Raw genomic sequence first — 10,332 nt, 5'->3', positions numbered from 1 at the left:
GAACATCAGCACCAGGCTGAGCACCACCGCGCCGATCGCCGAATACATCACCTTGGACGGCGAAAGCACGAAGAACGCGGCGATCATCAGACAGGCATCGTAGGACATCTGCACCTTGCCGGCGCTCCAGCCACGGGTGCGCTGCAGGTAGACCGCCAGGATGCCAATGCCGCCCAGGCTGGCGCGGTGGCGGATGAAGAACAGGATGCCCAGCCCCGACAGCGCGCCGCCGACGATCGCCGAGTACAGCGGATGGATATGCGAGAAATCGATCCAGCGCGGCAGCAGATCGGTCAGTACGCCGCAGGCGGTAACCGCGGCAAAGGTCTTCAGGGTGAACTCCCAGCCCATGCGCCGCAGCGCCACCCAGTAGAAGGGCAGATTGACCAGCACGAACACCAGCCCGAAGTTCCAGCCCATGGAGTAGTGCAGCAGGAAGGCCATGCCGGCCATGCCGCCGATCATCAGCCCGCCCTTGGCAAAGATGGCCAGGCCCAGCGAGGCCACCATCGTCGCCAGCACCATGCCCTGCACGTCCTCGGCCACCGAGTGGCGCAGCGCTTTCTCGTCGGCGGTGGTACCGGCGCTGTCCGGCGGCGGAGTCAACGGACCGGCGGTGACCAGGTGGCCGTCAGCGTCGTCGCACGGCGCGGGGCCATGGGAAGGATGGGACATGCGGGTGGGGGGACAGCGGGGGGAGGCGGTATTAGACACGATCCGCATGACAGTTGCAGATGAAATCGTTCAGCTGGATGCGCCGCCCTGCCTGAGGGCTCCCCGGAAAGCATCAGCCTGCGCGGCAGCGGGCAGCGGCGGCGCCGTATCATTCCCGCATGCCGCGCGAAAACCTCAACGACCTGCAGGCCTTTGTCCACGTCGCCCGCGAGGGCAGCTTCACCCGCGCGGCCGCCCAGCTGGGTGTCTCGCAGTCCGCGCTCAGCCACGCCATGCGCGGCCTCGAAGAGCGGCTCGGGGTGCGCCTGCTGACCCGGACCACTCGCAGCGTCTCCACCACCGAGGCTGGCGCCAGCCTGCTCGCCACGCTGGCACCACGCCTGGCCGAGATCGAGCACGAACTGGCCGCGTTGGCCGAGTACCGCGACCGCCCCGCCGGGACCATCCGCATCAACGCCACCGGCCACGCCGCTGAGTATCTGGCGTGGCCGCGGCTGGCCCCCCTGCTGCAGCGCTTCCCCGACCTGAAGATCGAATTGACCACCGACTATGGCCTGGCCGACATCGTCGCCGAGCGCTATGACATCGGCATCCGCCTCGGCGAGCGCCTGGCACGCGACATGATCGCCGTGCCCATCAGCCCCCCGCTGCGGATGCGCGTGGTCGGTGCCCCGGGTTACTTCCGTCAGCACGCCGCCCCCGCGCATCCGCACGACCTGGCCAGCCACAACTGCATCACCCTGCGCCTGCCCACCCATGGCGGACTGATGCCATGGGACTTCGGCCAGGATGGCCACGAACTGAGCGTGCGCGTGAGCGGGCAGTGGACCTTCAACACGATGGGCATGACCCGCAGCGCAGCACTGGCCGGCAGCGGGCTGGCCTGGCTGCCGGAAGACCAGGTCCTGCCGATGCTGGACGATGGCCGCCTGCAATCGGTGCTGGACGACTGGTGCCCGCCGTTCGATGGCTACTACGCGTACTACCCCTCGCGCCACCACGTGACCCTGGCGATGCGCACGGTGCTCGATGCCCTGCGCGGGCCGATGATGGACCGATGAGTGCGGGCCCAAGGCCCGCACCCACCACGATCAGCCCTTGACCTGCGCCGCACGCTGGGCGTTGTAGCGCTCGCCGACGATCGACACTTCATCCAGCGCCTGCGCGATGCGCTGCCGTTCTTCGCTCGACAGCTGCAGGTCCACCGCTCCCAGGTTCTCTTCCAGGCGATGCACCTTGGTGGTACCCGGAATCGGCACGATCCAGTCCGCCTGCGCCAGCAGCCAGGCCAATGCCACCTGTGCCGGGGTGGCACCGCGGGCGGCGGCAATGGCGCCGATCCGGTCCACCAGCGCCTGGTTCGCCCGGCGCGCTTCGACTTCAAACCGCGGCACGGTGTTGCGGAAGTCGTCGGCCTCGAACGTGGTCTCTGCATTGATCGTACCGGTCAGGAAGCCCCGGCCCAGCGGACTGAACGGTACGAAGCCGATGCCCAGCTCCTGCAGGGTCGGCAGCAGTTCGCGCTCCGGCTCGCGCCACCACAGCGAGTACTCGCTCTGCACCGCAGCCACCGGCTGCACGGCATGTGCGCGGCGCACGGTGGCGGCACTCGCTTCGGAGAGCCCGAAGTGGCCGACCTTGCCTTCGGCAATCAGGTCGCGCACGGTACCGGCGACGTCCTCGATCGGCACGTTGGGATCGACACGGTGCTGGTAGAACAGATCGATGTGGTCGGTACGCAGGCGCTTGAGGCTGGCTTCTGCCACGGCACGGATGTTCTCCGGGCGGCTGTCCAGCCCGGTATCGGCCTGGGCATTGCGGAAACCGAACTTGGTGGCGATCACCAGCCGGTCCCGATGCGGCGCCAGCGCCCTGCCCAGCAGTGCCTCGTTGGTGTACGGGCCGTACACCTCGGCCGTGTCGAAGAAGGTGACCCCGCGCTCCACGGCTGCGTGCAGCAGCGCGACGCCCTGCTCCAGTTCCACGGGCTTGCCGTAGCTGTGGCTCAGGCCCATGCAGCCCAGGCCGAGGGCGGAAACCTTCAGGCCGCTGCGGCCGAGTTCACGTGTCTGCATTGTCATGCTCCAGAGGGGGAGCGCTGACGATACGCCTGCGGCGCCATCGGATTGAACCGGCTGCGCCGCAGTCGGTCATGACTGGATTTCATGAATCCGGCCGCCCCGGTGACCTTCCGCGGCGCCGGGCGATGCCCGGCTGCCGTCCCCTGCTGCTTCAACGGATCTCGGAGATTTCCACGCCGTCCAGCCCCTGCGACAGGGTGCGCGCGTCACCGCCCTGGCTCAGCTTGATGCGCAGCCGCACTTCATTCTGCGAATCGGCATACCGCAGTGCATCCTCGTAGCTGATCTCACCGGCCTGGTACAGCTCGAACAGGCTCTGGTCGAAGGTCTTCATGCCCAGCTGGACCGATTCCTTCATCACTTCCTTCAGCTTGTGGATCTCGCCGTCGCGGATGTAGTCCTGCACCAGCGGCGTGCCCAGCAGGATCTCCATCGCAACCTTGCGCGAGCGGCCATCGGGGGACGGCACCAGCTGCTGGGCGACCACGCCCTTGAGGTTCAGCGACAGGTCCATCAGCAGCTGGTTGCGACGGTCTTCCGGGAAGAAGTTGATGATGCGGTCCATCGCCTGGTTGGCGTTGTTGGCATGCAGCGTCGCCAGCACCAGGTGGCCGGTCTCGGCGAAGGCGATGGCGTGGTCCATGCCTTCGCGGGTACGCACCTCACCAATCATGATCACGTCCGGCGCCTGGCGCAGCGTGTTCTTCAGCGCGGCCTCCCAGCTGTCGGTATCGATGCCCACTTCGCGCTGGGTGATGATGCAGCCCTCGTGCTTGTGCACGAACTCGATCGGATCCTCGATGGTGATGATGTGGCCGGTGGAATTCTGGTTGCGATAACCGATCATCGCTGCCAGCGACGTGGACTTGCCGGTACCGGTCGCACCGACGAACAGGATGATGCCGCGCTTGGTCATCGCCAGCGTCTTGATGATCGGCGGCAGGCTCAGTTCTTCCACGGTCGGGATGCGCGTCTCGATGCGACGCAGCACCATGCCCACCTGGTTGCGCTGATAGAAGCAGCTCACGCGGAAACGGCCGACACCGGACAGGCCGATGGCGAAGTTGCATTCGTGGGTCTTCTCGAACTCTTCGCGCTGTGCCGGCGTCATCACGTTCAGCACCAGGTCGCGGCTCTGCTGCGGCGTCAGGGGTGTCTGCGTGATCGGCGCGATCTTGCCATTGACCTTCATCGCCGGCGGCATGCCCGCGGTGATGAACAGGTCCGAGGCGCGCTGGTGCGCCATCAGCTTGAGGAAGGAGGTGAAATCGATGGTGGTGGCGGTGGTGTTCACGGCAGGCTCCCAGGAGGCATGTGCCAGGCTTCAGTCGATGGTCGGAACATCGCGGAGTCGCCGGCGCGGTCGCGCGCCGGGGCCCGCTTCTGCCTTGCCTTACTCGAACAGTCGCTTGTCCTTGGCGTACTCGCGCGCCTGGTTGCGGGTGATCAGGCTGCGCTTGACCAGGTCCTGCAGGTGCTGGTCGAGCGTCATCATGCCCTGCTGCTGACCGGTCTGGATCGCCGAGTACATCTGCGCCACCTTGTCTTCGCGGATCAGATTGCGGATGGCCGGCGTGCCCACCATGATCTCCCACGCTGCGGTACGGCCGCCGCCCACCTTCTTCAACAGTGCCTGCGAGATCACCGCGCGCAGCGACTCGGACAGCATCGAGCGCACCATCGGCTTCTCGCCGGCCGGGAACACGTCGATGATGCGGTCGATGGTCTTGGCCGCCGAACTGGTGTGCAGGGTGCCGAACACCAGGTGGCCGGTCTCCGCGGCGGTCAGTGCCAGGCGGATGGTTTCCAGGTCGCGCAGTTCGCCGACCAGGATGATGTCCGGGTCTTCTCGCAGTGCCGAGCGCAGTGCCTCGTTGAAGCCATGCGTATCGCGGTGTACTTCGCGCTGGTTGATCAGGCACTTCTGCGAGGTGTGCACGAACTCGATCGGATCCTCGACGGTGAGGATGTGGCCGTATTCGCTCTTGTTGATGTAGTCGATCATCGCGGCCAGCGTGGTCGACTTGCCCGAACCGGTCGGGCCGGTCACCAGGATCAGGCCCTGCGGCTGCTGGATCAGTTCGCGGAAGATCGGCGGGCAGGCCAGATCCTCCAGCGTCAGCACCTCCGACGGAATGGTACGGAACACCGCGCCCGCACCCCGGTTCTGGTTGAACGCATTCACGCGGAAACGTGCCAGCGACGGGATCTCGAACGAGAAGTCCACTTCGAGGAATTCCTCGTAGTCGCGGCGCTGCTTGTCGGACATGATGTCGTACACCAGCGCATGGACCTGCTTGTGGTCCAGTGCCGGGATGTTGATGCGGCGAACGTCGCCGTCCACGCGGATCATCGGCGGCAGGCCTGCGGACAGGTGCAGGTCGGACGCTTTGTTCTTTACGGAAAACGCCAACAGCTCGGCGATATCCATGAGCGGCTACTCCCCAATAACGGCTTCGACTGGAAGGATCTTTCCCCGGGCGGCAGTATAGCCTCCTGATCGATTGGAACGCGTTACGTGGCCACTGCCCTGCCCCAGATCCTGAGTACCCTGCACGCTGCGGCCGAGGCCGCAGGACGTGCGCCGCCGCGCCTGCTGGCGGTCTCCAAGACCCAACCGGCCGAGGCCGTGGCCGCCCTTGCTGCACAGGGCCAGCGCGCCTTCGGCGAAAACTACGTGCAGGAGGCGCTGGCCAAGATGCAGGCGCTGCAGCACCTGGACCTGGAATGGCACCTGATCGGCCATCTTCAGTCCAACAAGGCCGAAGCGGTGGCCACGCATTTCGACTGGGTGCAGAGCGTGGACCGTCCCAAGCTGGTGACCGCGCTGGCCCGCCATCGACCGGCGGCGCGCGGAGCGCTGAACGTGCTGATCCAGGTCAACATCGATGATGAATCGAGCAAGCACGGCTGCGCGCCAGAGGACGTCCAGGCCCTGGCCGAGGCCATCGCCGCCGAGCCTGGCCTGCGGTTGCGGGGTCTGATGGCGATCCCGGCGCCGTGGCCGGAGGCGGAACGCCGCCGCGACGCATTCGTGCGCATGCGCACACTTTTCCAGACACTGGCCGACCGCTTCCCGCAGGTCGATACCCTTTCGATGGGCATGAGCAGCGACTACACCGAGGCCATCGCCGAAGGCGCCACCCTGGTGCGCATCGGCACCGCCCTGTTCGGCGCCCGTCCGCGGCCGGCCTGACATTCCGAGGAGACTTCCATGGCAGCAGATTCCATCACCTTCATCGGCGGCGGCAACATGGCGCGCAGCCTGATCGCCGGCCTGATCCGCCAGCGCGTGCCTGCCACGCGCATCCACGTGGCCGAGCCGGTCGCCGCCGTGCGCGATGCGCTTGCCAGCGACTTCGGCGTGCATACCCACGACAGCGCCAGCGCGGCCGCCGCGCAGGGCCAGACCTGGCTGCTGGCGGTCAAGCCACAGGTACTGCGCGACGTCTGCCAGTCGCTGCAGCCGCTGGCGCAGGACAACCGACCGCTGGTGGTCTCGATCGCCGCCGGCATCACCAGCACGCAGCTGCAGCGCTGGCTGGGCGGCACGTTGCCGGTGGTGCGCGCGATGCCCAACACGCCCGCGCTGCTCGGTGCCGGCGTCACCGGCCTGTACGCAACACAGGCAGTGGATGCACCGCAGCGGGCCCAGGCCGAGCACCTGCTGGCCAGTGCCGGACGCACGGTATGGATCGACAGCGAGCCGTTGATGGATTCGGTCACCGCTGTCTCCGGCAGCGGTCCGGCCTATGTGTTCCTGCTCGCCGAAGCGATGGAAGCGGCAGGCATCGCCCAGGGTCTGCCCGCCGACGCCGCACGCACGCTGGTGGTGCAGACGCTGCTCGGCGCCTCGCGCATGCTCGATGAAGCGGGCGAAAGTCCCGCCGAGCTGCGCCGCCGCGTGACCTCGCCCAACGGCACCACCCAGGCTGCAATCGAAAGCTTCCAGGCCGGTGGCTTCGAGGCACTGGTGGATGCCGCGCTGCGCGCCGCACAGGTGCGCGGCCAGGCACTGTCAGCGGCAAACGACTGACCCCATCTCCCCCGATGCTCATTGCCCCAACGTGGTCATGACGAAGTCGACGAAGCACTGCAGGCGCGGGCGCGGGCGACGGTCCGGCAGATAGATCAGGTGCATCGGCCGCGGCGCCGGCAGATGGTCGCGCAGCAGCGGTTTCAGCCGGCCCGCGGCGATCTCCGTGGCCAGCAGCGCCGTCGGTTGCAGAATCAATCCTGCGCCCGCCACGGCAGCCTCGCGCAGCGCGAAACCGTCATTGCTGGTGAGCCGTGCCTCCCAGTCCACATGCTCGCCACTGGCCAGCTGCCAACCGTGCCCGCCACGCCACGCCAGGTGGCTCAGGCAATCGTGCCCCTGCAGATCCGCGGGCGTCCGCGGCGTGCCTCGACGGCGAAGGTACGACGGCGCTGCGCACAGGCTCATCGCATAGGGGGGCAGCGGACGCGCCACGATGTCCGCCGAGGGCAGCGGACCGACCCGGATCGCCGCGTCGAAGCCGTCTTCGATCAGGTCCACCCGGCGATTGCTCAGATCCAGTTCGATGTTCAGCAGCGGCTGTGCGCGCAGCAGTTCGGCCAACCGGGGCGCCAGCACGCAGCTGCCCCAGGTGGTGGGAGCACTGACCCGCAACACACCGCGCGGCTGCAGCTGCAGGCCGGCCACGTCCGCCTCGGCCTGCTGCACCTGTTCCAGCACCTGCCGGCAACCGGCCAGATAGGCGCTGCCCGCTTCGGTCAGGCGCTGCCGCCGCGTGTTCCGCTGCAACAGCGCGGTGCCGAGGTGGCTTTCCAGCTGCTGGATGTACTTGCCCACCATCACCGCAGACACCTGCAGGTGCTCGGCGGCAGCGGCGAAACTCCCGCGCTCGGCCACGGCGACGAAGGCCTGCATGCAGCGCAGCATGTCCATTGCTAAGTCCTGATTAGTAATCAGCGAATGATACGCGGCTTACCAAACCGCGTCGTCACGGCGCAGACTGCGCTTCATCTCCCCAAAGCAAGGAACCGTCATGAAGATTCTTCTCGTGGGCGCCACCGGCACGCTCGGCCAGGCCGTCGCGCGCCAGCTCGGCCAGCAGCACCAGATCCTGGACGCAGGGCGCAGCAGCGGCACGCTGCGCGTCGATCTGACCGACGATGCCAGTGTCAACGAACTGTTTGCCCGCACCGGCGCGGTCGATGCGGTGATTTCCACCGCAGGCAAACTGCATTTTGGTCCTCTACGTGAAATGACGCCCGAACGGTTCAACGTCGGCCTGCAGGACAAGCTGCTCGGTCAGGTACGGCTGGCACTGGCCGCCCAGCATCACCTCACCGCCGGTGGCTCGATCACCCTGACCAGCGGCATCGTCAGTGCCCAGCCGATCCGCGACGGCGTCAATGCAACCTCGGTGAACGCCGCGCTGGAAGGATTCGTGCGCGCAGCGGCCCTGGAGCTGCTGCCCCGCGGGCTGCGCATCAATGTCGTCAGCCCGAATGTGCTGGTCGAATCAATGGATGCCTACGCGCCCTACTTCCCCGGCTTTGAAGCGGTGACCGCCCAGCGCGCGGCACTGGCGTACCAGCGCGCGGTGGAAGGCATCCTGAGCGGTGAAACGATCACCGTCTGGTGATGCATGATCCAGCCTGGCGTGCCCTCCGATGTGCCGGGGCCTCAGCCCCAGCGCATCGGACCGTCACCCCGTTCCCCGAGGACATCTTCGGGGTTGGCCAGCCGGCAGCGCTTCAGTGACAGGCAGCCGCAACCGATGCACCCGGTCAGCTCGTCGCGCAGCAGCTGCAGCATGTGGATGCGCTCATCCAGCTCGGTCCGCCAGCGTGCAGACAGCGTGGCCCAGTCGGCCTTGGTCGGTGCCCTGCCCTGCGGCAGGCTTTCGAAAGCGCGCGCCACCGCCTCCAGCGGCATGCCCACGCGCTGTGCAACGCGTATCACCGCCAGCCGGCGCAGCACGTCGCGGCTGAAGCGGCGCTGGTTGCCCGAGGTACGCAGGCTGCTGATCAGGCCCTTGCGCTCATAGAAGTGCAGTGCGGATACGGCCACGCCACTGCGCTGCGACACCTCACCCACACTCAGTTCCTGCGACACCATTGCTTGACCTCAACTATAGTTCAGGTGTCATGCTGCGGTCTTCGCCGCCGGATGACAAGCGCGGCCTCCCAGACTTTCCGCATGACCCCGACTCCACCTGCTGCCGACGCCGCCCCTCCTGCCGAAACCTCCATCCTCTCCGCGCGCTATCGTGCGACCACCCTCGGCATGGTCGCCCTGGTTTCGCTGCACGCCTTCGAAGCGCTGGCGGTGGCCGCAGCCATGCCCACCGTCGCCGCCGCACTTGACGGGCTTCGCCTGTACGCGCTGGCCTTCGGCGGAACCCTCGCCACCAGCGTCATCGGCATGACACTCGCTGGCCTCTGGGCCGACCGGCACGGGCCCGCGCGGCCGCTGTGGTGGGGCCTGGCGTGCTTCGTACTGGGCCTGCTGCTGGCCGGCCTGGCCACGCACATGGGGATACTGGTGGCCGGGCGGCTGCTGCAGGGCCTGGGCGCGGGCGCGATCTCGGTCTCGCTGTATGTGATGGTCGGCCGTACCTATCCCGAATCGCTGCGGCCGAAGGTGTTCGCAGCATTCTCCGCTGGCTGGGTGGTGCCGTCGATGATCGGCCCGGCTGCGAGCGGGCTCATCGTGCAGCACCTGGGCTGGCGGTGGGTGTTCCTGGCCGTGCCGCTGCTGGCGCTACCCGCTGCATTGCTGCTGCGACCTGCACTGTCACGCCTGCAGCCCTCGCCTGCGGGCGACAGCGGCAATCGCAGCCGGGTGGTGCGCTGGGCCAGCGGCGCGTCGCTGGCAGCGCTGCTGCTGTATCTCGGCGGGCAGCAGCAAGGGATGGCGGCAGTGCTGTGCATCGCTGTGGCGATGCTTGCGCTGCTGTTCTGCGTGCAGCGGCTGCTGCCCGCCGGCACCTTGCGCCTGCATCGCGGCCTGCCCAGTGTGATCGCCCTGCGCGGCATCGCCGCTGCGGCATTCTTCGCCTGCGAGGCCTACCTGCCACTGCTGCTGCAGCGCGAGCGCGGGCTGTCACCCAGCGGGGCCGGCGCGGTGTTGAGCCTGGGGGCATTGGGCTGGTTCGCCGGGTCGTGGCTGCAGGGCCACCAGCGCAATGGCTGGTCACGCCAGCAGCTGCTGCGCGCGGGAACGCCGCTGATGGCGATCGGTATCGCGGCCACGCTGGCGGTGCTGTTCCGCACGGTACCGCTGCCGGTGGCTCTGATCGGCTGGACGCTGACCGGCTTCGGCATGGGCATGATCTACGCCAGTCTTTCGGTACTGACCCTGTCCCTTTCCGCACCGCACGAACAGGGAGCCAACACCTCGGCGCTGCAGTTGAGCGAGGCGCTGGCGGTCACCACCGCACTGGCCGTCTCCGGCGCGCTGTTTGCCCTGTTCGTGGACGACAGGCCGCACACCGGCTACGTGCTGTGCCTGGCGATCACCCTGGGCCTGGCTCTGCTGTCCACGCTGATTGCACGCCGGGTGTAACGCCACCGGTTGATGCGG

Annotated in this window: 11 protein-coding genes; 5 read left to right on the top strand and 6 right to left on the bottom strand. The window is 67.5% G+C overall.

Annotation, left to right across the window (positions count from 1 at the left end; genetic code table 11):
• Positions 1–675 (bottom strand): YitT family protein (locus N7367_RS03120; protein ID WP_279941706.1); only part of this gene is annotated, 675 nt, incomplete at its 3' end.
• Between the two features lie 158 nt (positions 676–833).
• Between N7367_RS03120 and N7367_RS03115 the strand changes: the two genes are divergently transcribed.
• Positions 834–1,736: a LysR family transcriptional regulator gene (locus N7367_RS03115; RefSeq protein WP_279941705.1), complete on the top strand. Its 903-nt coding sequence runs from the start codon at positions 834–836 to the stop codon at positions 1,734–1,736.
• 30 nt (positions 1,737–1,766) lie between these two features.
• Here the strand turns inward: N7367_RS03115 and N7367_RS03110 are convergent, their stop codons facing one another.
• From N7367_RS03110 to N7367_RS03100, 3 genes are all read right to left on the bottom strand, one after another.
• Positions 1,767–2,750, bottom strand: coding sequence for an aldo/keto reductase (locus N7367_RS03110; protein WP_065175975.1), 984 nt, complete (start codon positions 2,748–2,750; stop codon positions 1,767–1,769).
• Positions 2,751–2,907: 157 nt separating this feature from the next.
• The gene (locus tag N7367_RS03105) at positions 2,908–4,050 is read right to left on the bottom strand and encodes a PilT/PilU family type 4a pilus ATPase (protein ID WP_074900446.1); all 1,143 of its coding nucleotides are present in this window, start codon (positions 4,048–4,050) and stop codon (positions 2,908–2,910) included.
• A 99-nt stretch (positions 4,051–4,149) separates the two neighbouring features.
• Positions 4,150–5,187, bottom strand: coding sequence for a type IV pilus twitching motility protein PilT (locus N7367_RS03100; RefSeq protein WP_053519259.1), 1,038 nt, complete (start codon positions 5,185–5,187; stop codon positions 4,150–4,152).
• Between the two features lie 87 nt (positions 5,188–5,274).
• Between N7367_RS03100 and N7367_RS03095 the strand changes: the two genes are divergently transcribed.
• Both N7367_RS03095 and proC read left to right on the top strand, forming a co-directional pair.
• Positions 5,275–5,952 carry a YggS family pyridoxal phosphate-dependent enzyme gene (locus N7367_RS03095; protein WP_128989763.1) on the top strand — a complete coding sequence of 226 codons (678 nt, stop codon included), beginning with the start codon at positions 5,275–5,277 and terminating at the stop codon, positions 5,950–5,952.
• A gap of 18 nt (positions 5,953–5,970) precedes the next feature.
• Positions 5,971–6,792, top strand: a complete 822-nt coding sequence (gene proC / locus N7367_RS03090) for a pyrroline-5-carboxylate reductase (protein ID WP_279941703.1) — start codon at positions 5,971–5,973, stop codon at positions 6,790–6,792.
• An 18-nt stretch (positions 6,793–6,810) separates the two neighbouring features.
• On the opposite strand, the gene N7367_RS03085 is transcribed toward proC, so the two are convergent.
• A complete protein-coding gene (locus N7367_RS03085) occupies positions 6,811–7,686 on the bottom strand; it encodes a LysR family transcriptional regulator (protein WP_111187135.1) in 876 nt (291 codons plus the stop codon).
• A 100-nt stretch (positions 7,687–7,786) separates the two neighbouring features.
• On the opposite strand from N7367_RS03085, the gene N7367_RS03080 reads away from it, so the two are divergent.
• A complete protein-coding gene (locus N7367_RS03080; protein ID WP_065175971.1) occupies positions 7,787–8,389 on the top strand; it encodes a short chain dehydrogenase in 603 nt (200 codons plus the stop codon).
• Between the two features lie 41 nt (positions 8,390–8,430).
• Here the strand turns inward: N7367_RS03080 and soxR are convergent, their stop codons facing one another.
• Positions 8,431–8,865, bottom strand: a complete 435-nt coding sequence (soxR, locus tag N7367_RS03075) for a redox-sensitive transcriptional activator SoxR (protein ID WP_053519250.1) — start codon at positions 8,863–8,865, stop codon at positions 8,431–8,433.
• An 81-nt stretch (positions 8,866–8,946) separates the two neighbouring features.
• On the opposite strand from soxR, the gene N7367_RS03070 reads away from it, so the two are divergent.
• Positions 8,947–10,314 (top strand): MFS transporter, encoded by a 1,368-nt coding sequence (locus N7367_RS03070; RefSeq protein ID WP_279941701.1) that lies wholly within the window; start codon positions 8,947–8,949, stop codon positions 10,312–10,314.
• The last annotated feature ends 18 nt before the right edge of the window (positions 10,315–10,332 follow it).

Origin of the sequence: Stenotrophomonas sp. GD04145, assembly GCF_029835135.1 — a bacterium.
In the GTDB taxonomy this organism is placed as follows: Bacteria; Pseudomonadota; Gammaproteobacteria; order Xanthomonadales; family Xanthomonadaceae; genus Stenotrophomonas; species Stenotrophomonas maltophilia_P.
The sequence above is the reverse complement of the archived record's forward strand: the minus strand, read 5'-3'. Positions and strand labels throughout refer to the sequence as shown.

Bases quoted from the DNA above. Each gene is read 5' to 3' on its own strand.
- N7367_RS03115 (WP_279941705.1), top strand. From the start codon at position 834: ATGCCGCGCGAAAACCTCAACGACCTGCAGGCCTTTGTCCACGTCGCC.
- N7367_RS03110 (WP_065175975.1), bottom strand. From the start codon at position 2,750: ATGCAGACACGTGAACTCGGCCGCAGCGGCCTGAAGGTTTCCGCCCTC.
- N7367_RS03100 (WP_053519259.1), bottom strand. From the start codon at position 5,187: ATGGATATCGCCGAGCTGTTGGCGTTTTCCGTAAAGAACAAAGCGTCC.
- proC (WP_279941703.1), top strand. From the start codon at position 5,971: ATGGCAGCAGATTCCATCACCTTCATCGGCGGCGGCAACATGGCGCGC.
- N7367_RS03085 (WP_111187135.1), bottom strand. From the start codon at position 7,686: ATGGACATGCTGCGCTGCATGCAGGCCTTCGTCGCCGTGGCCGAGCGC.
- N7367_RS03080 (WP_065175971.1), top strand. From the start codon at position 7,787: ATGAAGATTCTTCTCGTGGGCGCCACCGGCACGCTCGGCCAGGCCGTC.
- soxR (WP_053519250.1), bottom strand. From the start codon at position 8,865: ATGGTGTCGCAGGAACTGAGTGTGGGTGAGGTGTCGCAGCGCAGTGGC.
- N7367_RS03070 (WP_279941701.1), top strand. From the start codon at position 8,947: ATGACCCCGACTCCACCTGCTGCCGACGCCGCCCCTCCTGCCGAAACC.